The 23,689-nt window shown below is 59.0% G+C and carries 20 protein-coding genes and 1 tRNA gene; 11 read left to right on the top strand and 10 right to left on the bottom strand.

The window, feature by feature from the left end:
• The first annotated feature begins 1,034 nt into the window (after positions 1-1,034).
• The 3 genes from RO07_RS10630 to RO07_RS10620 all read left to right on the top strand — a co-directional run bounded on the left by RO07_RS10630 (position 1,035) and on the right by RO07_RS10620 (position 3,285).
• Positions 1,035-1,646 (top strand): GNAT family N-acetyltransferase, encoded by a 612-nt coding sequence (locus tag RO07_RS10630; protein WP_052267193.1) that lies wholly within the window; start codon positions 1,035-1,037, stop codon positions 1,644-1,646.
• Positions 1,647-1,930: 284 nt separating this feature from the next.
• Entirely contained in the window at positions 1,931-2,134 is a 204-nt protein-coding gene (locus tag RO07_RS10625) for a cold-shock protein (RefSeq protein ID WP_039410546.1), read from the top strand.
• 155 nt (positions 2,135-2,289) lie between these two features.
• A complete protein-coding gene (locus tag RO07_RS10620; RefSeq protein ID WP_039410544.1) occupies positions 2,290-3,285 on the top strand; it encodes a glutathione S-transferase family protein in 996 nt (331 codons plus the stop codon).
• A 66-nt stretch (positions 3,286-3,351) separates the two neighbouring features.
• On the opposite strand, the gene RO07_RS10615 is transcribed toward RO07_RS10620, so the two are convergent.
• The 3 genes from RO07_RS10615 to purT form a co-directional block, all read right to left on the bottom strand.
• The gene (locus RO07_RS10615; protein WP_084072554.1) at positions 3,352-4,164 is read right to left on the bottom strand and encodes an SDR family NAD(P)-dependent oxidoreductase; all 813 of its coding nucleotides are present in this window, start codon (positions 4,162-4,164) and stop codon (positions 3,352-3,354) included.
• On the bottom strand, positions 4,161-5,129 hold the full coding sequence (locus tag RO07_RS10610) for a bifunctional helix-turn-helix transcriptional regulator/GNAT family N-acetyltransferase (protein WP_039410543.1): 969 nt from the start codon (positions 5,127-5,129) through the stop codon (positions 4,161-4,163). The genes RO07_RS10615 and RO07_RS10610 overlap by 4 nt, the downstream gene beginning before the upstream one ends.
• 121 nt (positions 5,130-5,250) lie before the next feature.
• On the bottom strand, positions 5,251-6,453 hold the full coding sequence (gene purT, locus RO07_RS10605) for a formate-dependent phosphoribosylglycinamide formyltransferase (RefSeq protein WP_039410541.1): 1,203 nt from the start codon (positions 6,451-6,453) through the stop codon (positions 5,251-5,253).
• Positions 6,454-6,833: 380 nt separating this feature from the next.
• Between purT and RO07_RS10600 the strand changes: the two genes are divergently transcribed.
• Complete coding sequence (locus RO07_RS10600) at positions 6,834-8,564, top strand: MBL fold metallo-hydrolase (RefSeq protein WP_072637015.1); 1,731 nt, start codon at positions 6,834-6,836, stop codon at positions 8,562-8,564.
• A 39-nt stretch (positions 8,565-8,603) separates the two neighbouring features.
• On the opposite strand, the gene RO07_RS10595 is transcribed toward RO07_RS10600, so the two are convergent.
• The 3 genes from RO07_RS10595 to RO07_RS10585 form a co-directional block, all read right to left on the bottom strand.
• The gene (locus RO07_RS10595) at positions 8,604-8,852 is read right to left on the bottom strand and encodes a hypothetical protein (protein ID WP_039410539.1); all 249 of its coding nucleotides are present in this window, start codon (positions 8,850-8,852) and stop codon (positions 8,604-8,606) included.
• Between the two features lie 49 nt (positions 8,853-8,901).
• Complete coding sequence (locus RO07_RS26295; protein ID WP_039410537.1) at positions 8,902-9,159, bottom strand: DUF1488 family protein; 258 nt, start codon at positions 9,157-9,159, stop codon at positions 8,902-8,904.
• A gap of 529 nt (positions 9,160-9,688) precedes the next feature.
• Positions 9,689-10,240 (bottom strand): isochorismatase family protein, encoded by a 552-nt coding sequence (locus RO07_RS10585; protein ID WP_115088841.1) that lies wholly within the window; start codon positions 10,238-10,240, stop codon positions 9,689-9,691.
• A gap of 565 nt (positions 10,241-10,805) precedes the next feature.
• Here RO07_RS10585 and RO07_RS10580 point away from each other — a divergent pair.
• Positions 10,806-11,948, top strand: a complete 1,143-nt coding sequence (locus RO07_RS10580) for a beta-propeller fold lactonase family protein (RefSeq protein ID WP_084072552.1) — start codon at positions 10,806-10,808, stop codon at positions 11,946-11,948.
• Positions 11,949-12,143: 195 nt separating this feature from the next.
• Here the strand turns inward: RO07_RS10580 and RO07_RS25910 are convergent, their stop codons facing one another.
• Positions 12,144-12,830: a hypothetical protein gene (locus tag RO07_RS25910; protein WP_147284512.1), complete on the bottom strand. Its 687-nt coding sequence runs from the start codon at positions 12,828-12,830 to the stop codon at positions 12,144-12,146.
• A gap of 746 nt (positions 12,831-13,576) precedes the next feature.
• On the opposite strand from RO07_RS25910, the gene RO07_RS10570 reads away from it, so the two are divergent.
• Entirely contained in the window at positions 13,577-14,026 is a 450-nt protein-coding gene (locus RO07_RS10570) for a hypothetical protein (RefSeq protein ID WP_039410531.1), read from the top strand.
• Positions 14,027-14,193: 167 nt separating this feature from the next.
• Here RO07_RS10570 and RO07_RS10565 read toward each other — a convergent pair whose 3' ends face one another.
• Complete coding sequence (locus RO07_RS10565; RefSeq protein ID WP_147284513.1) at positions 14,194-15,147, bottom strand: hypothetical protein; 954 nt, start codon at positions 15,145-15,147, stop codon at positions 14,194-14,196.
• Between the two features lie 783 nt (positions 15,148-15,930).
• Here RO07_RS10565 and RO07_RS25905 point away from each other — a divergent pair.
• The gene (locus tag RO07_RS25905) at positions 15,931-16,245 is read left to right on the top strand and encodes a hypothetical protein (protein ID WP_147284514.1); all 315 of its coding nucleotides are present in this window, start codon (positions 15,931-15,933) and stop codon (positions 16,243-16,245) included.
• Positions 16,246-16,329: 84 nt separating this feature from the next.
• On the opposite strand, the gene RO07_RS10555 is transcribed toward RO07_RS25905, so the two are convergent.
• Together RO07_RS10555 and dusA are read right to left on the bottom strand one after the other, a co-directional pair.
• A tRNA-His gene (locus RO07_RS10555) sits at positions 16,330-16,405 on the bottom strand.
• A gap of 173 nt (positions 16,406-16,578) precedes the next feature.
• Positions 16,579-17,607 carry a tRNA dihydrouridine(20/20a) synthase DusA gene (dusA, locus tag RO07_RS10550; protein WP_072637014.1) on the bottom strand — a complete coding sequence of 343 codons (1,029 nt, stop codon included), beginning with the start codon at positions 17,605-17,607 and terminating at the stop codon, positions 16,579-16,581.
• A 141-nt stretch (positions 17,608-17,748) separates the two neighbouring features.
• Here dusA and RO07_RS10545 point away from each other — a divergent pair, with 141 nt between their 5' ends.
• The 4 genes from RO07_RS10545 to RO07_RS25900 all read left to right on the top strand — a co-directional run bounded on the left by RO07_RS10545 (position 17,749) and on the right by RO07_RS25900 (position 23,347).
• A complete protein-coding gene (locus RO07_RS10545) occupies positions 17,749-18,888 on the top strand; it encodes a site-specific integrase (protein ID WP_072637013.1) in 1,140 nt (379 codons plus the stop codon).
• A gap of 266 nt (positions 18,889-19,154) precedes the next feature.
• Positions 19,155-20,114 carry a DNA adenine methylase gene (locus tag RO07_RS26900; protein WP_084072551.1) on the top strand — a complete coding sequence of 320 codons (960 nt, stop codon included), beginning with the start codon at positions 19,155-19,157 and terminating at the stop codon, positions 20,112-20,114.
• Positions 20,115-20,117: 3 nt separating this feature from the next.
• Entirely contained in the window at positions 20,118-21,386 is a 1,269-nt protein-coding gene (locus RO07_RS10535) for a metallophosphoesterase family protein (protein WP_072637011.1), read from the top strand.
• Positions 21,383-23,347, top strand: coding sequence for an ORC-CDC6 family AAA ATPase (locus RO07_RS25900; protein WP_147284515.1), 1,965 nt, complete (start codon positions 21,383-21,385; stop codon positions 23,345-23,347). Before RO07_RS10535 ends, RO07_RS25900 begins: the two co-directional genes overlap by 4 nt.
• Positions 23,348-23,689: the final 342 nt, after the last annotated feature.

Genomic DNA, 23,689 nt, shown 5'->3' with positions numbered 1-23,689 from the left:
TAAGGGTCGCAAGTGAGAATTTTGCCGCCCCGAAATCAAATCGTGGCGCGGTTTTTCTACGTTCCTAGGGAAAATACTTACGTTGCGTGTATGCCTCATGAATGACTTGACGCAGCGCACAAATTGTTTCGCCGTCGGGCCGCAGGACGCGCACCGCGTTCCGGACGGTCGGCCGACCGCCTCGACATGGCGATGGCTTCGCCCTACAATCGCGGCCGCCCTCGCACGCTGACAGCGACGTCCTACGGTGCGGGCCGATGCGGGCCAGTGCAATTCGCCGGCATGAACCGGTGCCCGGCATCGTCAAACTTCATTCCCACGGAGACACTGTTGTCCAAGCTCTACCCGCGCGCCGTGCGCGCCATGTGCGCCACCCTCCTGCTCGGTGCGTTTGCAGTATCGGCATTCGCCGCTCATCCCTGACACGCTCGCCCGTCCCACTCAGCACAGACGCATTCTGCGCACGGCGCAGCATCCCCGAAGCACCATCGTCCGAGCGCCGGGACAAAGGCGTCTTCGGCCACGAAGCGCCGCGCTGTCCATGCAAAGCATGCCCCGGCCCCGAAGACGACAAAGGCGGCGAAACGGGTAAATGCAACCCAAAGCCACCGTTCGAAGGCGCTCGCGCATCGTCCCGCGAAGCCGACGCGTGCTTCGCATGCCGCCGGTGCGCCCAAGATGGCGCGAGCAAGCGGCAAACGTCACCACGAATCTGTCCGGAAAACCCGCCATACGCTGCCGCAGAAGACCCCACATCGATCGCGGTCAACCGTCGCCAACCAGCGGCACGCTCGTCCGCACGCATGAAATCCGCGGCCGCGCTATAGTGAACACAGGGTGGCGATTCGCCGCGTGGCGACGCCGCCCTCTTATTTGCTACCGACCGCATAACGCGGTGACACATCCATGAAAATCCGGCAAGTCGGCGTTCGCGTTGTGCGTGCGCGACACGACGCCATGTCTCCGGTGCCGCCTTGCGGCGGTGCAGTTTCTCATCGAGCCAGGTACGCTTCCCGATCTATGGGAAACGCATCATGAATCGCCCCCTCGTCGTGCAACCTGCCACGTTGCAAGACGCCGCGCAGATCGCCGCGCTTCACGACCACAGTTGGCAAGCGATCTACGCACACGTGCTGCCCATCGGCGATGTGCGCAGCCACCTCGTCGAAGCCCACGTGAAGCTGTGGCGAGATCGCCTCATGCGCGCCGACGATCCCGCACTGCGTATATGGAAAGCATGCCCCGACGCGACCGATGGGCCACTGGCCGGGTTCGTGTGCGCGCTCTCGGGAGCCGACGGCATCCTGCTCGATAACCTGCACGTGGCGCCGGCGTGGCAAGGTCGAGGCATTGGGCGCGCGTTGTTTGCACGCGCCAGGGACTGGGCCAGGGTGCTCGATTCGAATGCGGCGCTTTACCTGTGGACGCTCGCGCAGAACGTCAAGGCACGGCGCTTTTACGAGCGGCTGGGCGGCGTGGCGGGGACGGTGCACCCCATCGCCATATCGCCGGGCATCGAAGTCCCCGCGCTTCGCTATGTCTGGCGGCCTGAGCGCCGGGATGCAACGCAACGGACAGCGATTCGCAAGGCCCGCAACGTTCGGGACGACGCGAGAGGACGCGCGCCGCTTGAAGGTCATGCATGACATTTCGATGTCCACAAGACCGGTCGTCCGGCCATGCCATACGAATGTCGCATCGCAGCGAAAAATGGCTGGAAACTGGCGTGGATCAACAATCCAAAAGTTTCCCTGCTTGACACCTTCCCACCTTTCCCGTAAAAAATGGGTGTGCATGAACGTTGTATGGCGAGTCTTGTGTTCATCTAATGTCGCCCTCTGCGTCACCTCGGTTGTACCTGATCAGCTTTAATGTCATGCGCTCGCTGAGCTTCTCGCTCGCTCATTTGAAAACTTTAAGGATTTAAGAAATGGCAACTGGTACCGTCAAGTGGTTTAACGACGCCAAGGGTTTTGGTTTTATTACGCCGGACGAAGGTGGTGAAGATCTCTTCGCACACTTCTCGGAAATCCAGGCAAAGGGCTTCAAGACGCTGCAGGAAAACCAGAAGGTCAGCTTCGAAGTGAAGAACGGACCGAAGGGCCGTCAAGCCGGCAACATCCAGCCGCTGTAAGCGTCGGATGATCGGCTGAGCGGTCGCGCTTGCGACCGACGCGCCTCGGACAGCGCCTCTGGCATGTCCGGACTGAAAACCCCGCTCAGGCGGGGTTTTTTCGTTTACGGGTATGCTGACCTTTCCCTTCCCGTGCAGCCATTCGGAGGTAAGCAATGGGTTTGTTGGTAGACGGACAGTGGCACACCGACGGGTACGATACGCGCAGCACAGGCGGACGCTTCGAGCGCCGCCCGGCAACCTTCCGGCGCTGGGTCACTGCGGACGGCTCGCCTGGCCCCGACGGCGACGTCGGCTTTCCCGCGGAACGCAACCGATACCTGCTTTATGTCAGCTACGCGTGCCCGTGGGCGCATCGCACCCTGATCATGCGCGCGCTCAAGGGGCTGCAGGACATGGTGCCGGTCGCTGTCGTGAACTGGCTGATGCTCGACGACGGCTGGACGTTCGAACCCGGCCCCGGCGTCACCGGGGATCCGGTGCAGCAGGTCCCGTTTCTGCGCGACGTCTACCTCGCCGCCGATTCGCGGTTCACCGGGCGCGTGACAGTTCCGCTGCTATGGGACACGCAAAGCGGCACGATCGTGAGCAACGAGTCGTCCGAGATTCTGCGGATGTTCAACAGCGCCTTCGACGGTCTCGGCGCCACCCCGGGCGACTACTACCCGCTCGCCTTGCGCGAGGAGATCGATCGTCTGAACGCGCGCATCTACGACACGGTCAACAACGGCGTCTACAAGGCCGGTTTCGCCACGACGCAAATCGCCTACGAGGAGGCCGTCACGCCGCTGTTCGAGACGCTCGACTGGCTCGACGCGCACCTCGCCACACGCCGCTTTCTCGTTGGCGAGCGCATGACCGAAGCGGACATCCGGCTGTTCACCACGCTGATCCGTTTCGACGCCGTCTATGTCGGCCACTTCAAGTGCAATTTGCGGCGGATCGGCGACTATCCGAATCTATCGGCGTACACGCGCGACATCTATCAGCAACCCGGCATCGCCGACACGGTGAACTTCCAGCACATCAAGAGCCACTACTACCAAAGCCACCGTGCGATCAACCCGACCGGCATCGTGCCGATGGGACCGCTACAGGATTTCGACGCCCCCCATGGCCGTACCCAGATGATCACCATGGAGCGCCCGTAGGCCGGCCTGCGCGGGCGCGCGCGGCGGGCCACATCCGACGTGCGGGCGCCGTCACGACGCACCACACTATGCCGAGAGAAAGCCGCCGTCAGCCGCGAGAATATGGCCGACGACGTAACCCGACTCTGGAGCGCTCAGCCACACGATGGCAGCCGCCACCTCCTCGGGATGTCCCATGCGACCGAGCGGCAGTCCTGCCGCCACGCTGCGCATGTCCGCGATGCCCGAACCGAGCATCATGTCGGTCACCACGCGCCCCGGCGCCACGGCATTGACGCGAACCCCTTGCGACGCATACTCCATCGCGGCGGCGCGCGTCATGGCGTTGAGCGCTGCCTTCGAAGCGCCGTAGAGCGACAGACCGGGATTGGGATTGCGGATACCGCTCACGCTCGTGTTGTTGACGAGCGTGCCGCCCCCCGACGCGAGCAGCGCGGGAATCTCGTGACGCATGGCATGGAAGACGGCGCGCACGTTCGTGTCGAACACCTGCGCGTACACCGCGTCGGTCTGCGCCGCCAGTCGCGCACGCGGCTCCTGATAGCCGGCGTTGTTGAAGACGGCATCCAACCGCCCGAAGCACGCCATCGTCTGCTCGACCACGTTCGCGACGTCGACCTCCCGCGTCACATCGGCCGCGACGAACAGGCTTTGCGCCCCCAGCGCCCGAATCTCGTGCGCGAGCGCGTCGCCGAGTGCCTGCCGTCTACCGGTGACGACGACGGCGCGCGCCCCCTCACGCGCCATGCGCAGCGCCGTTGCGCGACCGATGCCGCTCGTCGCACCCATGACGAGGCAGACGCGCCCCGCGAGCCGCTCCGCGGGGACATGCACGGGCACCGGGCCGGCGAGCTCGGCAAGCGATGGCGTATCGATCATGGCCGACTCCTCACAAAGCGTTGCTCCAACACTTCCTTGCCCCATTGCTCGCCACGCCTTTCTTCGGCGAGCACGAAGCCCCGCGTCTCGTAGAGATGACGCGCCGCACGCAGTCCGGAAAACGTCCAGAGGTGCGTTTCGGCAAATCCTCTCTCGTCGACGAACGCCATCGCAGCGTCGAGCAGTTTCTGTCCGAGGCCGCCACCGCGCACGCCGTCGTCGAGGATGAACCAGCGCAAGTGTGCAACGTTCTTGCCGAGATCTTCGCCGTCGATGGCCACCGAGCCGACGATCCCGCCCGCGCGCCGCGCCGTCCAGATCGCGTTCCCAGGATGCGCCAGCCGATTGCAGAACTCCGCGAGGCCGCTCGCCACGACCGACTCGAAACGTTGACCGAAGCCCGCCTCCCGCGCGTAATAGCGCGCGTGCATTTCCGTGATGCGAGCGATGAGGCCCGGGCAATAACCGCGCACGAGTTCGATGTGCGCGGCAGACATCTCCGGCGCCTCCCCGTCGTGCGAGACGGCCAGCGCACGCGTGTACAGCGTCATGCCTTCGAGGACCGTCCGCCCTTGGTCGCGCTTCAAACGCCCCAGCGCCTCGACCACCTGCGCCCGCGCATACGCATGGATGGCGCTCACCCGCTTGCGGCCGGCCGCGGTCAGCGACAGGAGCTTGATGCGGCCGTCGTGCTCGGCGGCGGTCTCCTTCACGTCGCCCGACGCCACGAGCTTGCGCAGCATGCGACTCACGCTCGACTTCTCCAACCGCAACAACGTACCCAGGTCACGTGCGGTCATGCCGCCCTCCTCTCGCTCGCCGCCCTTCTCGATCTCGATCAACGCATGCACCGCGGACGGCGACAGGTCGGTGCCGGCGAACGCTCCGCCCATGAACCCCAACTCACGCACCATTTCGCGCGAGACGGCGCGAATCGCTTCCACCAAGGACGAATCGATATTCACGGGCGCAGGCTCCTCACTTCACATAGTTGTACGTTACAACTTAATGGTTGCAATGTACAACTTAAAAAAATAAAAAAAAGCGTCGCGAGCGATTGCCCCCGCGACGCCCTGTCCGATCCGATCAGACCGCGCGCGGCTTCACGCGGCTGGCGGCTTCGAGCGCGTTGCGGCGCGCCACGTCCAGATCGTCGTCATACGCGAGCGCCACGCCCATGCGGCGCTTGACGAAGCTCTCCGGCTTGCCGAACAGACGGAGGTCGGTCCGCGGCACCTGCAATGCGCGCTCGACGTCGTCGAAGACGATGCCCTTCGCGTCCACGCCACCGTAGATGACCGCGCTCGCGCCCGGCGTCTTGAGCGTGGTATTGACCGGCAAACCGAGGATGGCGCGCGCATGCAACTCGAACTCGTTCTGCCATTGCGTGATCATCGTCACCATGCCGGTATCGTGCGGACGCGGGCTGACTTCGCTGAACCACACGTCGTCGCCCTTCACGAACAGTTCCACACCGAAGATGCCCTGCCCGCCGAGGTTGTTCGTGACCTCGCGCGCGATCACGCGCGCGCGTTCGAGGGCGACCGACGACATCGGGTGCGGCTGCCAGCTCTCCACGTAATCGCCGCTCACCTGCTTGTGGCCGATCGGCGCGCAGAAATGCGTCTCGACTTGCGCGTCGGCGCCGCGTGCGCGCACGGTCAGCAAGGTGATCTCGTAGTCGAAGTCGATGAAGCCCTCGACGATGATGCGCCCGTGGCTCACGCGGCCACCGGCCATCGCGTAGTCCCAGGCGGCCTTGACGTCCTCGGGACCGTCGATCTTGCTCTGGCCCTTGCCCGAACTGCTCATCACCGGCTTGACGATGCACGGATAACCGATGCCGTCGTCGATGGCCGCCTGCAGTTGCTCGAGCGAATCGCAGAACCGATACGGACTCGTGGGCAGGCCCAGCGTCTCGGCGGCCAGACGGCGGATGCCCTCGCGGTCCATCGTCAGGCGTGCGGCACGCGCGGTCGGGATCACGCGCACGACGCCGTCCGCTTCCAGCGCTTCGAGCATCGGCGTGGCGATCGCTTCGATCTCGGGCACGACGAGATCCGGCTTCTCGGCTTCGATAAGCGCCTTCAACTGCTCGGGATCCGTCATCGCGATGGTGCGCGAATGATGCGCGACCTGCTGGCCCGGCGCGTTCTCGTAGCGATCGACGGCAATCGTCTCGACGCCGAGACGCTGCAACGCGATCAGCACTTCGCGGCCGAGTTCGCCGGCGCCCAACAACATGACCTTCGTCGCGTTCGGCGACAGCGGGGTTCCGATAGTGGTCATTTGCGACCTTTGGAGAGTAGGAAATGGGGAAGCATCGACGCGCCGCGGTTCACGACCGACGCGCCGTACGCGAAAGCCGTATTGTAGCCGCGCCGTCCGCGAATTCACGTAAGTGCGCCACGCAACATGCGATGGCAACTCGCCGCCATGCGGGCTTCGCTGTCCTGATACCCGGTGAGCGACCAGGCGACGCCGGCGTTGGTTATCGCGCCGACGAGCACCTGGCCGACGATCCGCGCCTGGCCTCGAGCGCCGCTCGTCGTCGGGCATGCGCTGGGGGGACCATCCGCAGCGGGTCGGCGCCGTCGTGTGCCTGCGGTATCGCGCATCCAATGGCAAACTAGGCGCTTTCCGATCTCGCGCCCCTCGCGCGGCCGCCCATGTCCGAACGCCCCGATGCGCCCTCCGCGGTGCCCGCCCAGCCCTCCCGGCCCACCCAGCCCACCCGATCCACGTTAAGGCTGGCTGCCAGTCTCGTCGTGCTGCGCGAGCGCCCGAGCGGCGTGGAAGTGTTGCTGCTGCGCCGCGCGGTGCGTGCGAACGACTTCAGCTCGGACGCCTACGTCTTCCCCGGCGGTGTGGTCGACGCCAACGATCGTGCCGGACACTCGGCTTGCATCGGCATGGACGACGCGACCGCCAGCGGGCGCCTGAAACTGCTCGATGGCGGACTGGACTACTACGTCGCGGCGATACGCGAGTGCTTCGAGGAAACCGGCGTGCTGTTCGCCTGCGATGAGAACGGCGCCCCACTCGACGCCGTGCGTCTGAACGAAGTGCGCGCTCAGCGGGAAGCGTTGCACGACGGACAGATCGACATCGCGTCGCTGTGCCGATCTTTCGGAATTCGCCTCACGCCCCAGCGCCTGCGCTATCTGAGCCATTGGGTCACGCCACTGGCCCTGGCGAAGCGTTTCGACACGCGGTTCTTTCTCGCCACGCTGCCCGAGGCGCAACAGGTCGAGGTCGATCACGTCGAGACGGCCGCGCATCGCTGGATGCGACCGCAATACGCCCTCGCCCACGCCGATCAATTGCGGCTGTTGCCGCCGACGCACAAGTTGCTGCAATGGCTGGCGAGCATGGAGAGCGTCGATCTCGCAATAGCGGCGGCCGGTGCGCTCGCCGACGTGCCGTGCGTACAACCGCGTCTCGCTGACGGCAAGCGCGGCCCCTGGCCCATCACGCCCGACGAGCCGGCATGGGCCGAGCTCACGCTGACGGATCCCGACGAGCGAGGCGTCGGCAGCTACGACATCGCGCCGGGGCGCGTGGTGGCGCTGATGCCGGGGGTGCTGCGACTCACCGCGCCGAATCCCGGCATGATGACTGGCCCCGGGACGAATACGTATTTCGTTGGCGGTGGTCCGCAAGACGGCTGGGCGGTCATCGATCCCGGCCCTGACGACCCGGCGCACATCGACGCCATCATGCGGGCGGCGCCGGGCGAGATCCGCCAGATCCTCGTCACGCACACGCATCGCGATCATTCGCCGGGCGCGGCACTGCTGAAGGCCCGCACCGGCGCGCGCACGTATGGCATGGCGGCGCGCCATGACGTTGGACAGGACACCGCGTTTTCGCCCGATGTCGAACTCGCCGACGGCGACGCCGTTTCCCTGCCGGACGGACGCGTGTTGCGCGCGATCCATACCCCCGGACATGCGTCGAATCACGTCTGCTACGGGTTGGAGGATGAGAAGCTCGTCTTCACCGGCGACCATGTCATGCAGGGCTCGACGGTGGTCATCAATCCGCCTGACGGGCACATGGCGACGTATCTCGCTTCGCTGGAGAAGCTCGCAGCGCTCGAGCCCGCGTGGCTCGCGCCGGGGCACGGCTTCGTGATGGATCGTCCCGCGCAGCGGATTGCGCAACTGATCACGCATCGTCTGGCGCGAGAGGCTCGCGTGCTGGATGCGCTCACGCAAGCGGGACCGGCAACGCTCGACGCCCTCACACCGATCGTCTATGCGGATGTCCCGGCGGCACGCCATGCCGTGGCGCGACGCTCATTGCAGGCGCATCTGGACAAGCTGGCCGAAGACGGTCGCGTTGCGTTGTCGGGGGACGGACAATGGCGCGCCGTCGAGGCGGTGGGCGCGAGGTAGCGTTATCACACGGTAACGGCCTGGCTGCGGGCGTTCCCGTCAGGCGTCGCCGTCGCCCAACAGTTCGTCGACGATGCGCTCACCGGCCTTGCGCCCTGCCATCTCGGCATCCACCCGATTGTCGCGATGGCCGTCGGGGGAGCGGACTTCGGGACCTTCCGGCTTGCCGTGCCGGATCGCCTGCACCAGATAGTCCCAAGGGCCCGCGTACTCGTTCTGGAACGCGCGAACCCGGATCTGGTATCCCGCGCGGTACTCGTAGACCTGCTCATGCGATGCGTAGCTCATGTCGGACTCCGTTTGGCGAAAGTACGGAAAGACCGGCGTGGCGCCCCGCTCAGGGGACGTCGCCGATGACGATCGGTTCGCTGACAGCGCCATCGGCGATGGCCGCGGCGGCACGATCGACGATGTCGTCTTCGTGCTCCATGAACTGATCGAAGAGCGCGTCGCCGGCAGCATCGGCGCCGGCGAGGCGGTTGAGTGCACTGCGCGAGATCTGGCAGGTCCAGACCTTGCCGCTGACGTTGAGGTAAAAGCGCACGAACTCGCCATCGTTGCCGAGTCCAAGACCACCATGCAGAAAGGGATCCATTGCCATCTCCACGACGTGCCGACCATCAAAACACCTAGTGTTGCCAAAAATCCTAGCACGTTCGAATTCGATGGGTGACATTGCCGCGCGCAGGCGCAAGACCTCGAGCCCTACCGAGGGGCCGGGAGACGCGTAAGAACGGAAAGCAAAAAAAGCCCGCCTGAGGGAGGCGGGTTCAAGTCCGGGATGTATGGGGCACCATAGCGACCCCGGGAAGACAGGGTCATGAAAACATGACGTCTTCATTATGGGCCGCCCCCAGCCGCGCGGGCCCCTTTCCCGCGCACGGAATTAGACCTGGATCAAATTGGCGATGCTTAACGCCACCATGATCCGCTCCGCCCGCTCGACACCCAGCGGAACGGAACCGGCGCCATGGGGCAGTGCGCGCGTTTCTGGCATCACGGCTCGACTCGCGACGGATTTTCTTGAACGCGGGAAATTCGGACGGGAAGGCGCCGCTGACGAAACCGTCGCCGGTCGCCGCTGAGGCCTGATGGCAACGATGTGGCGTGTTCGAGCGTGGGTTTTACCGCTGCCGTGCGATGAATTGCACATCGGAGGCCGAGGCGCAGATTCGGATCTCGTCGCCCAGCGACCATTCGGCCGCTCGGGCGGCCATGGCGGCAGGAACCGGCTCGGATCCCGGACCGGCCGGGACGTCGTAGGTGGCATGCGCGTCGTGCGGTATCACGACGTCATAGCCGTGTTCAAGCGCTGCGCGCGCCGTGGCCGCCACGCACATCTCCGATAACACGCCGCATATCGCGAGACTGCGTACGCCATGCGTTTTCAGAACGGGGTCGAGAGAGGTTCCATCGAAGCCATTGTCCTGCGCTTTTCTGACGATGTGGTCTTCGGCGCGCGCGGTGAAATACAGCGTCCATCCGGGTTGGGATGGATGATCGACGGTACCCGGCTCGCCGTCGTTCTGCAGAAAGATGACGGGCACGCGAGCAGCGCGAGCCTTATCGAGCAACGTCGTAATCGCGGCAAGCAGCGAAACGTGCCCTGGCACGGCATCGGCGCCAGACACGAATCCGACTTGCATGTCGACGACCAGCAGGGCATCGACCGACATGTCGGCAAATTTCGGCGAGTACGGGGGTGAATTCAAGGCAGACATTAGGACCGCTTCCGTTTTTTCGTTGACCGGAGCTTGCCACAGGAGCGAGGAAACTACGACTGAAGCCTATCGCCGCTGACGCACCGAACCGCATGACGACGAGCATCGATATCAGCCGGATTGCGGCAAGGCTCGCCGCGTCGGTCTGACCGTTGCGTGTAAACGCCATCGCCCCCGATTCGTGCAAAAACGTCCCTTCGAGCGTCAGGCGAAGGCGATGAAAATCCAGAAAACCACCTTCAAAACCCATCCCGCTCGAAGCGAACCGGATAATTTAATTACCCCCTCTCCTTCCTAAAGACATCAACGTTATCCATATTTTTTTATCACGCATACCAACAACCCAAATAGGTGACTATACCTTTCGCATATGATCACATGGAGATTCATCGATCGCTCATTTCATGACGGCTCATGAATCGAACATCCACAGTCGACGATCCGACATCAAATCAACCATACGAAACCTCGCAATTCACAAGCACACATTGACACGATCAACACCCGAAGGAGTTGAAGCATGCCAAAATTTGCTTACATCTTGGAATACGGAGTCATCCATCGCTATTCCGTGCAACCTGATGGCAATCTTTCGTCACTGGGAGATCCGGTACCATGCACGGATGCAGTCTGCATTGCCTATACCAATGCGTCAAAATTCTCTCGCGGCGGTGATTATCTATTCATCGCCAGCGAATCAGAAAGCCAGGGCGATAAAACGGGATCGCTAAGCGTTTATCATATTGAAACGGACGGCTCATTGACTCCGAACGTGAAGAATGACACGAACGGAGTGGATACTGCCCCTCAATATATTTTCGGTTTTTACAGCGGATCAAACACGTACGACATCTATATTGACAACTTCTATGGCAGAGACGCTCAAAATCCAGTGTCTGAACAGATTCGCGTATTCAAATTCAATGCACCGAGTAACATCAAACCATGGAACAAGAAGGTAATTGACGTTCCGGACACTATCACTGGTGACATCAGGACGCTGGAGCTTGTCTCCACTCCTGGAGCAAGCCCATCTTATCAGGCCCAATTTCTATTGGCCATTTTCCAAGACGCGCAGGTCGACAAAGCATGGATAGTCTCTTTCGGCGCCAGTGCCTTTGGGCTTGGCTATTTGGGTAGCAAAGAAATCACCAGCGACGATGCCGACATTGAATATAGTGGATACTACCTGGCCGCCGACCCAAATGGAAAATTTGCTTACGTTATTTACGACAGCATAAGAAATACTATTCCCGTACCAAACCAGATCACTGGATTCAAGCTGGAGGGCTCGGGACGTCAATTCACTTCTTTGGGAGAGGTGGCCAAGTTAACAGGTAGCGGCATTGCCGGCGTCGTCAGTCAGAATGGAAAATACCTTTTCGTTGCGATCGAGGCAGGAGGAAACGCTGTTATTTCATATAAGATCGAATCGGACGGATCATTAACCAAGTCCGATCAAAAGCCTTGCGGGGCCCTAGGGGTGGCGACACTGGTCATTGAACCCGGCGGGCGATATCTTTACGCTCCATCCGAGTATGGCGGGGCTGTTTATATCTATGAAATCAACGACGAGGATGGAACCCTTACGCCCAAGCCACCGATGAATCTCGACATTGCCGTTGGCAGTTCGTTAACTGGCATGGTCATACTGGACGTTTGACCTCTTGTGGACGCCGACGAGGAGGACTACTCTCGACCGAGAGCAAAGGCGCGACTCAGAAAAACACAGATGATTTCGTTTCTCTGCCGGCGCGTCTACCTGACAAGCGCGGAGTTCAGTTCCCCAGGGAATAGCCCGCTCGAGGCGGGCTTTTTTGTGCCCGCGCCCACCCATGAAGCAGTTCCCTCCCTCACCTCACAGGCGAGTTCGATAGTTTTCGTGTGACGCCGTATCCGAAATGGACGAACTCGCCCGCTCTCGCTGGGGTGACAGTTCATCGCGCTCCGTTTCATTGGTCGGGGGAGGAACCAGCACCTCGTCGTTTTGCAATGTTCCGTCGGCGGAGGCAGCGAAAGACGGGCCTGCCTGGGCGTCGTGTGGTTCCACAGGCGAATTTCCATCGCTTCCGGTCGGTTCGGCCGGCGGCTCTTGTGAAGCGGCTCCTTGCCCTTCTGCCATTGAACGGCTGCGAGCCACGCTCGTTAAGTCCGCCAAATCTCGCAGGATTTCGGTGATGTGACGCGGAAGGTGCGATTCACTATAAAAGATCTTGTCAAATGTGGCATGGCGGCGGGTGCACAGCCGAATAAGGGCCGCCGACATACGTTCCATTTGTTCCTTGTCAGGCGAAGGCTTCCCCGTTCCGGCAAGAAAGCCAAAACCCGAGGAGCATAACGGCACATCGCCAGCCCCGAAATTCAACTGCCGGTGTAGATACACGATCGCCGACTTCACCCGTTCCAGGAAGAGGACATTCCCTGAAAAATCACAAATCAGGTTACGAACGAGTTCGGTGTCCTCGGCCCGCTGAGCGCGAAGAGAGACGCCATCATGGCTTCTCGCATAGGCTCGGACATCGTGTCCAGTTCTAAATATCTCCATAGCAGTTCATTTTTGAAAGTGGATAGACGCTGTTCGTAGACTACGATCTGCCCATATTTCGTCTATCACGTTTCACTCATGAGCCACCCGGAAACGGCGCGGACCAAGCCAGCGATGGCGCTGAAGAATAGGCGGCCGTTTGGTGGAAACTGACAAACCCGCGTCGGTGCGGCGACGTCGAATAGCCCGTCCACTATCCCCGGTTGCTGGATAGGTCTGCTCTCTTGAGGATTCTAAAGCCACGGTCGTTCGAATATTCCCTTGAGCAAGTACCAAACGCTCATGGCACCAAAAGCCATACCACTGACAAAGTGCAGGCTAGCCACGGCGTAAAACGCTCGGGCGCCATCCTCGAATCGATAGACCTTGACCATCGAATAGCGCCCCCAAACAACGGGTTTGTGAAAAACGAAAGCGTCGTACGCGCTACCCAGGCAATACCAACTGAGCATAAAAAACACCACCGCTCCTGCAATAGAACAGAGTCGGATCCAGACGACCCGCCTCCGCCGGTCTTCGGAAGACCACATCAAATGCTCATTGCTGCCACGGCGCATCGGAAGTCTCACTAGCAACGAAGTCCAAGCAGTATAAGCGCGGCTTTTTTACTGGAACGATCCGTGCCGCCCCACCGCTCCGCCGGCCCCTCCCGGGAAGAACCCCATGAAGTATTTGTGAGCGCCTCAAGAATGGCGGCAATCTTCCGTTGTTTACAGGACGCTTAATTTTCCTGTTCTGGAGACCGTATGCAAAAAGGCTTGGCCTTATTGACCGCACTGCTGTGCTGCTCGCTGAGCGCACAGGCCGGCGAGTTCATCGTGACCTCATTTGGCGACACGCCCACCAACGCCATCGGGCTGGTCCGTGACCTTGTCACTGACGAATTCACCGCTCAGTTTCCGGCCGAACAGTACGAAATCGTGCTCGAGTATCACTGCATGAAGATGAGCGGAGGCGACGCAACGTGTTCCGCGATCGCAGGTGTATCGCCGCGGCTTTCCAGCAAGGAAGGCAAGGGATCTCTGATGCCCGTGAGCCGATACAACAGCATCTCGTCGAAGTCGAATGGCCGGGCCGGAGTTAGCGCTGGCGAAATCAATACATTGCGTGAGAACGTGATTCGCGGCAGTGTCCGTGAGCTTATGTCCGTGCGTCCGGCGGATCTCCGCGCGAGTTTGGAACGAGCACGAAGATAAGTCGGTTTGCAGCCCGCGGAAGCGGGCTTTTTTTGCACGTGCCCCGTCGCCGTTCACTCGCAAGAGGTGCCCGTAGCGACACGTGGCGCGCTGCCAGGGTTGTTTCGAAAGGTGCGGGCACTGAGGCTGGCCGGGGCAGCGACGCGGCGCTATGGGGCCGATGCGTGCTAATGAAGAGCTCCATGCCCGGCACCCCAATCGGCAAGTTTTGTGCGCAGGTCGTCGCGGAGTGCACCGGGTTTTGTGATTGTGTTGAGCGCACGAGTTAACGCTTCCACCCGAGAGCTTTCCGGTAGCCAATACGCTGCAACGATTAAATCTCCCCTCAGCCAATCATCTGGCGGGACGCCTGCTGCGATTGCATCGTCGCTACTTTGGTGGTTATTCTCGCCAGACTGAAGAATCTCGTTGACCGCGTCGAGAAGACGATAGTACGCCTCTGCGCGGGTATTTTCCGGCAGCTTTAAAAGTGCGGGAGCCATGTCGGAACGGAGCAGCACTTTTCGATGGTCTAAATCGGGCAGACGCCTCACTTCGTCGAGAAGGCGATTGAATACGGTTGCAGGATCTTTGAGAGAGACGCTCCTTGTTTCGCGACCAGTGAATACGCCGGCCAGGGATTGGAGCGGAGTGGCGCGGTGCTTGCCGGGTAATCGGTGAATTGCGTTAAGAGACTGCTCAAATGCTGATTGCTCGGCTGCCTGTAACTGCTGCTCTGTGGCTGCCATGCCTAACGGCTGTTGGATTTGTCGGGTGCGCATCCGCGGAATATCCAGGATGAGACGCCCAAGCAGTTCACTGCATGCACTCGCCTCGGTTCGCTCGATCTCCCCCAGCAATTCCGTAAAGGCTTTGTAATTGGTCACCCCTTGACGGATCTGCTGATCGATTTTTTCCTCAAGCCCAGGATTGCGGGCCAATAAATGCACGCATTTGCTGGTCAGGGCCAAATTCAGCGACTCTCTCGGGGTACGCAACCTTGAAATGATCTGCATCTGAAACCCATCGGACATATGCTGCAATGGTTTTTTTTGCCCGACATCCTCGGTCGCCGAACTGCTGCTGGGCAATGAAGGGACTGTCGACACGCTGGAAGATACCGCTGCAACATCAGTTGCCATCCTCCTCTGCTGCCCTTGGGGTACAGCGGACGTTGTAGCTGACGCTGTCGACGAAACGGCAGTGGACTGGAAAGAAGAGGTGGAGCCTCCTGAAATCGGCAACATGTCGGCCTCTCGATTTCGATTCGCTAGATTGATGGGCAACTGTTTTCTTTCACGATGCCCCGCGTGATGGAGGGTGTCCCCCTCACTTGGTGTGTCACGCAAGCTCAGCATTGGGATAGATAGTAGCCCGCGCCTCGACTGGAAGATTGCATAAATCGCTGATGACGAGACGGAAAAGACATGCTTCGCAATCCGATTTTTTTGAGATGTAAGCGCCGAACCTCCTCGCCTTCGCACCGTAAGGAGACAGTCCAGGGCGTTGACTGCCTCCGCAAGTACGTCGGCAAACACAAAGTGTCCTTCCACTATAGGCACCTTGACGGCAGCAACGAACGCCTCGTCACGGCAGATTTGGGCGACCAGGCCGTCATCGCCAATGCGGAGCGCGTCGCAAAGCGGCGGGCACTCGAAATTCAGTCCGGCACGATCGTGGCTGACCCCGTGGCCGACGTGATTCGTCTATTCCGAGAGAAAAAGGTAAGCGTCACTTTCTCGGTCGGTCGCGCGACGGTGTGGCGGTGCAAAACGCGAAGCGCAGGAAGGGTGAGCGCGTAGTCAGTAAACTCCGCGAGTGGTCGCCTCGCCTGCGTGTCGGCGTTGAACGAGCGAAACGCGATCGCAAGGTGGCGAGCGTCTTCCTGTTGTCGGTACGGCGCGGTGGCGCGACTCGCGCACGGGATGGGGCTCGACCTGGCAGGATGCCATGTCCACCTACATCGGCACGAGGGATCCCGAGATTGCAGCCGAGTACGAATTGAAGAAGACGCGAGAGGCAGCGAAACGGAAAAGAAGAAGATCGAGAGCAAATTCGAGATCACGCTCACGCGTCCTGCCGAGTACTTCGCGCAGCAGGACATCCGCCCCGCCGCTATCTCTGCGAAGCCGCAAAGCCGCGCAGCCGACTCGTACGTTTTCTCCGCACATGCGAACCCTGCGATGACGCACAAACACTACGACCGTCGTCGCGTAAAACGCGCATCGTCAACCGAATGAGCGGGAAAATTTGATTTTTTGCGGGGAAATTTCCCGACCGGGGAAATTGAAGCGCTTGTAACGCTTTGAACAACAAGGGGATTTTGGGGTGACCGATGGGACTCGAACCCACGACGACTGGAATCACAATCCAGGACTCTACCAACTGAGCTACGGCCACCGCCGTGATCAGCAACATGACTTGCTTGCTGAACAGAAACAAGATTATAGCGACGTTTTTATCGCGTTGCCAAGCACTTTTTTCACTTCTTCGAAATATTTCTTGGCTCAGGTGCGCGTTCGACGCGCAACACGCCATTCTCGCGCGGCAAACGCTCGCCGCGCTTCATCCGCTCATGCCGTCGTCAACGACGTCATCTCCGGTTGCCCCTCGGCATCACGCTCCACCAACGCGCCCGCACGCAATTGCGCCCGCGCTTCCTCGAATGCTCCGACGCCTGCCTTCAATCGCTTCGGATCGGACAGCACGCGACGCCACCCCCGCGCGCCCGGCACACCGCGATACAAGCCCAGCGCGTGACGCGTGATCGCACCAAGATACTGGCCCTTCTCCACTTGCGTCGCCGCGTATTCGATCAGCGCATCCTCAATGGCTTCGCGCGATTTCGCCGGGGTCGTGTCGCCATAGAAACGCGCATCGACCTGCGCAAGCACATACGGATTGTGATACGCCTCTCGCCCGAGCATCACGCCATCGACATGCCGCAAATGGGCTTCCACTTCGTCGAGCGTCTTCACGCCACCGTTGATAAGAATCTCCAACTGCGGGAAAGCTTGCTTCAATCGATACGCATAGTCGTACTTGAGCGGCGGAATCTCGCGATTCTCCTTCGGGCTCAATCCCTTGAGAATGGCATTGCGCGCATGCACGATGAACGTCGAACATCCCGCATCCGCAATCTTGCCGACGAAGTCTTCCACGAACGAGAACGACTCGACATCGTCGATGCCGATCCGATGCTTTACCGTCACCGGCACCTGCACCACATCACGCATTGCCTTCACGCAATCGGCGACCAGCTCCGGCTCGGCCATCAGGCACGCACCGAACGCGCCGCGCTGCACTCGCTCCGACGGGCAACCGCAGTTCAGGTTGATTTCGTCATAGCCCCACTGCTCACCAAGCTTCGCCGCACGCGCGAGGTCCTGCGGCTCGCTGCCGCCCAACTGCAACGCGACGGGATGCTCCACGGCATCGAAGTCGAGATGGCGCGCCACGTCGCCATGCAACAACGCCCCCGTCGTGACCATCTCGGTATAGAGCCACGTATGACGCGAGATCTGACGATGGAAAACGCGACAGTGCGAATCTGTCCAATCCATCATCGGCGCGACACTAACGCGGCGGGGAGGTAAATTCATTAAAAATCTCTTACAAAACAGGCAATTACAGCAGAAAGCGTAGTGCCTAATTTCCCAATGTTGACACCGTTTTTCGCTCGTTTTAGCACCCGAATGCTACGGTGTAGCACCGAAAAAAGCCGTGTAGCACCGACCAAACCTATGGGCACAATCACAGTACGAGAACGAAAGGACAAAAGTATAGGGTATACGGCACAGATCCGCCTGAAGCGCGGCGGACGCGTGGCCTACACCGAGGCGAAGACGTTTGACCGCAGGCAAGCTGCGGTGGCGTGGATCGTCAAGCGGGAGAAGGAGTTGGCGAGGCCGGGGGGAATAGAAGCCGCGGCGCGGGTCGACCCACTATTTAGTGAGGTGATTGAGAAGTACATCCGGGAATCGATCAAGAAGATCGGGCGGACGAAGGCTCAGGTCCTGAATGCTGTCGCGCGAGCGCCCATCGGGGAAAAGCGTTGTAGCGAACTCGGCAGCACGGACTACGTTGACTTTGCCAAGAGTCTCGATGTGCTTCCGCAGACGGCGAGTAACTATATGTCTCACATCGGAGCCGTTGTGAACGTAGCACGTCCTGCGTGGGGCTACCCGCTGTCCGAGCAAGCATTGAAGGATGCGCGGCGAGTTCTGTCCCACCTTGGTCATACCGGCAAGTCGGCCAAAAGGGAACGACGCGTGCGTTTTGCCGAGTTGGATCTGCTGCTCGAACATTTCGTAGGAATTCGCCAGCGGCATCCTAATAGCGTGCCGATGCAGTACATCGTGCCCTTCGCGATCTTCTCGACCCGACGCCAAGAAGAGATCGTGACGATCAAGTGGTCGAACCTGGACAGGGATGGCTCGCGGATACTGGTACGGGACATGAAACACCCCGGACAAAAGATCGGCAACGACATCTGGTGCGACCTTCCCCCGGAAGCCATGCGCATTCTGTCTGCGATACCTCAACACGAAGGCGAAGACCGAATCTTCCCCCACACCACCGACGCCGTCGGCGCGGCGTTCACGCGCGCATGCCAGTTCCTGCAAATTCAGGATCTGCGATTTCATGACCTGCGCCACGAAGGCACCAGTTGGCTGTTCGAACAAGGTCTATCGATACCTCGCGTGGCAGCCGTAACCGGCCACCGAAGCTGGACAAGCCTGAAGAGATACACACATATCCGCGAGACCGGCAATCGATTCGCTGATTGGTCGTGGCTTGAGAGACTGGCACCGTCGGTGTACGCGTCACGCGGAGAACACCCCAGCATCATCGATGTGCCATATCAAGAGTTAACTAGATAGGCTACTAACCTCAAGCGGGGGTGACTGAGGCTTACGGTGCCATGGATCACGGGCCCGAAAACGGCGGTACTCATAGGCACCCTTGCACACGTGTTTATTTGAGCTGCCTAGCTATTGCGGAGATCGCTAGCCCTCCAGGCACCGCACCGCCCCGTTGGTGAAGCGCATTCGCCGACCGCTCCGGCGAGCACCTCTCGCTCTATGGGACGAATTGATTTCTTTTGAGACAGCCTGCACGAGGCGGCCTCCTCACTGCATGCCGGGATATGTTGGTACACTTTACCTACGGCGGGCGCAAGACCTATTGGATTGGTTGTGCCAGAAACTTGCCCCTTCAAGAGATTCACTCCCCGCAGTGTTCGGGCAGAGGCTTAATCAGTTCCACTAAAAATATAGGGAAGGGGAATAGAGTGCTTGCGCACGAGCTGTCACGATCACCCATCCGATGGGCCGGTAGCAAACGTAAATTGCTACTACAGTTGCAGGAACTCGCCCCCACGGCATTCGACCGATACGTAGAGCCATTCTGCGGGTCACTTTGCCTATTTGTGGCCCTGAAGCCAAAAAATGCGCTTGTAGGGGACATCAATAGTGAACTTATCCATTTCTATCGGATTATTTCGTGGCGCCCCCGCGTTGTGGCCGAACTTGCCCACGCTTTGCCCATTGATTCGGCCACATACTACCGCCTTCGATCCATCGCCCCTAATACGCTTTCAGCTGAGCAGCGTGCTGCACGGTTCTTATATTTAAATCGATTCTGCTTTAACGGCGTATATCGAACAAATCGTGCGGGGTACTTTAACGTTTCTCGCGGCAGACATACTGGGAGCATTCCAAATATTGAAGAGCTACTTGCTTTCGGCCGTCTAATTCGTAACGCGGAATTCCATTGCAGTGACTTTGAAAATATTGTCGCGAACGCGGGCGAAGGAGATTTTGTATATTTAGACCCCCCGTATGCAGGCCGTGACGTCCGAGACAGGGGAGAATACGGCCCCGGTGCTTTCAAAATGTCAGACATGCAGCGCCTGTTCTCCGCAGTTCAGATGGCAAGCAATAGAGGCGCTAAAATACTAATTTCGTACGCCGATCTACCTATAGTACGAGATCTTTTCTGCAAATGGAATTTGACTCGAGTTGAGGTGGCTCGCAACGTTAGCGGGTTCACCGCTGGACGGACCTCGGTTTCCGAGATTATTCTGCGCAATTACAAAAGCAAATAACCCATGCATGTTCCCGACATGTCAAGTACCCAGCTACGGCTGGCAGTCCTATCCGACTTGCATTACGATCGCGTGACGGACACGGATCCGTGCCGCCCGATTACCGCGCGAAATGGAGTCGCGGGCGACCCGATGCATGGACTTCTCCAACTTGTAAAGCAATCGTCATCGGGATCTCCCGCTGAGTTGCTAAGTGCAGACTATCTTCTTTGCGCTGGTGACATCACGAATAGAGCAAGTCCCGATGGATTTGACGAGGGCTGGCGTCAACTCAAAGAGTTGCAAGCAGCGCTTGGTGCAAAGCACTTGTTGGCAGTCACGGGGAACCACGAAGTCAACTCTCGCGCTAGCGAAAGGGATAATCAGGCAGGAAATAGCGAACAAGCATTAGATCCCTTATCGGTGATCCAAAAGCAAGTCGATTACCCATCTACCGCATTTACCAATGATGGTGACAGGTGGATTTACTGGGGACGCGGCTATCAGATCGTTGAACAGCCTAATGCGTTATTCCTTCTCATCAACTCGAGTCACTTTCATCCAACGACTCGCCCGAACGAATTTGAGAGAGGGCGCGTTGGTGACGTGGCGTTGCAATTACTCAGAGAAGAGTTGAAAGCCCGCGTTTCCAAAGGAAAATCAAGGGCATTTGTTGCTCTCATGCACCACCACCCAATTCCGCATCAGCCGCTAGGCCTGGTTGAGGATAGGACCAACATGTACAACGGTGCTCAGCTGATGGAGGCACTTCAGGAAACCGGCGTTACATGGTTGGTGATCCACGGTCACAAACACTATGCTCGGCTAATCCCGTCGCAAGGCGGCATGGGGTCCCCTATGGTCTTTTCTGCGGGCAGTTTTGGTGCGTTTCTTGACGGGGATTTGGCGCTGAAAATGCAGCAACAGTTCTACATTATAGAAATGGACGTATTAGACCAATCATTGCAGCCAAAAGCTCGCGCACATATACGCGCGCTGTCCTGGACCGGCTCCGGTTGGTCCTACAACAACGCGCAGAGAGGCGGCCTACCAGATCGATGCGGATTCCATGTGCCAAATTTTGACCTTGAAGAGGCCATCGACTCGGTAGTTAATGTATTTGCAAACGAAGATATTCCGTATCTACGTTGGGAGGAGGTGCTGGGTCGAGTTCCCATATTGCGTCACCTGCAACCTGCAGACACACGATTCTTGCGAGGCCTGATGGAAAGCAAGGGGCTACACTCAACATGGCAAGACGGTGATTGGCTCCCGACCGAGGTAGCGCGATGAACGAAACCTCTTCAGCTGGCGGTGACGTCTTCAATGCACGTGACTTGGCTCCGCCAGAGGTCGCGCAACGTTTTTTGCCTCCACCTGCCTTTGAACGCCTGCTGAGCAAGGCTCACTGCATTTTGGAGGGCCCTCGCGGAAGTGGGAAAACGACGCTGCTTCGGATGCTAACACCCGAGGCTTATGCACTGTGGCGTCAGCACGTCCAAGGAGAGGACATCAATTTCATCGGAATTTTTGTTCCCGCCGATGTCCGCTGGGCAAAGCAATTGTCTTTACGTGTGGCTCGCATTGTCGATCCAGTGGGGCAAGACTTACTACAACAGTCGGTTTTTTCGGTCGCAGTCGGATTGGCTTTGATTGACACAATTCAGCGCTGTGTAGAGCTTGAACCTAAATTTGGCGCCGCGCATCCCTTACTATTCTTCCCGGCAAGTAGACAAATTCAAGCGGACATAGTGTCCGTCTTAGCAGAGGTCTGGTTACTTGACGTTCCGGTGCCATCGTTCAACGGCATCCGCCTAGCCCTTCGCAAACGTCAAATCCAACTCAGCTCGGTTGCGTCCCTGCTTGCCGAAGGGACAAGTGCAAAAGAAGTCCGCGAAAAATATCCCTACATCACAAGCACGTGGCTGGATAATCTGGTATCGGCAATCGAAAGTGTCAATGATGTCCTGGAACGTCCCAATCAGCTATGGGCAGTCCTATTGGACGAACTTGAAATTGTTCCGCAGGCGCTTCTTCAAACGATTGTCGATGCACTGCGCTCCACATCGAACAAGGTCCGATTTAAGTTAGCGTTAAGCCCCACGGGCTCCGATCTTATACCCGTAGGACAAGCCGGCGCGTCTAGTTCGTTCGAAGACTACCGTCCCATAAAGCTATGGTACGAAAAGAAGGGAGATGCTCGTGCTTTCGCAAGCAGATTGTTTGCAGCAAGCTTGTCTAGAGCGCTCGACCAAGCAATTGATGTCTCTACGCTTCATAGGATTTTGGGGGCCAGTTGGTCTACTGAAGATTTTGACGATGACAGCAAGTCAAGCGAAGATATCCAGCTCCTGAACATTAAGGATACGCCGGCTATGCAACGAGCCCGCGTCAGTGCGTTTAGCACTCTTTACGCCAAGGATGAATCGTTTCGGCATTTGCTCGACGAAAAAAAAATAGACCCTCGCAACCCTCCGTATAAAGATGCAACCCCAGAGGGAATCCTCGTTAGAAAGATCACACAACTTGTATTTCATCGTGTTCGTGAAATCGAGTCTTACACCTACGCTAACGGAGCAAAGAGAAAAGGTGGACGGCGCGGCCCCCATGGGTATTTCGGCGTTCCTAACATCATCGATTTGACGGAAGGAAATCCTCGATGGGTACTGACCATGGTGGAAGCGTTGGTCTCAGCAAGCAAGGCAGATGGGCATGCATTGAGCACCCCTACCGTTCAGTCCGCCGCCATCAGGGATTTTGTTCAGCAGATGTCGGCAAAATTAATGGTTTATCCGACAAAGGCTGCAGCTAGCGGGCGCAGATGGACTCCGCACGATTTTGTGAAAGCATTGGGTCACTCAATCTCAACAGTTCTTTTTGACGGTCCGTTCAACACGGATCCCGCAATGTCATTTCTTGTTGACCAAACCTCAATTGATCAATTCGATGAGTACATCAAGACCGCCATCGATTTGGGAGCATTGGTTATTCTCCGAGGAGGCGGACCGGCGCCACTTGCCGCGGGTGGGAGTGTGCAAACTCTCGTAGGTGCACGTGTTCGCATCACGTATCGGCTCGCTCCCGAGTTCCGCCTTCCATTGCTTTACGTTAAGGAACAGAAGATGAGCGCGGCGCTTCGCGCTGGTGAATTATTATCCACTTCCGACAAGGGACGAACGACCTCCAAAGGGACCCAGACCGGCCTGCTTGAAGGAGAATCAGAAACTCATCCTGTGCAATGGAGATTAATATGAGCTTTCAGTTGAGCGATATGCACGACGTCACTCTTTCGCAACTGAAGGAGTGTGACCTCCTGATAGCGACACAATCTTCGGAGACACGTGGACAAGTTATTCCCATGTCACTGGAGAGCATTGCACGGGAATCTCTGTTGATATCGCAATCTGCAAACGGCTCGCCAGGCACAGCGGTCGGCCCCTTTAGCAACGCGACCCTCATTGGCATCGAATCAGTCCCCGCCACAATCGAACATTGGTTTCGGAGTAGCAAGTTGGAATCCCCCGTTGTCGCAATAGACGTATCCTGCATGCCTCGCCCTGTCATGGCAGCAACGTTTGAAGCAATCTGCCGCTCCG

Source organism: Pandoraea pulmonicola, from assembly GCF_000815105.2.
GTDB lineage: Bacteria > Pseudomonadota > Gammaproteobacteria > Burkholderiales > Burkholderiaceae > Pandoraea > Pandoraea pulmonicola.
The sequence above is the reverse complement of the archived record's forward strand: the minus strand, read 5'-3'. Positions and strand labels throughout refer to the sequence as shown.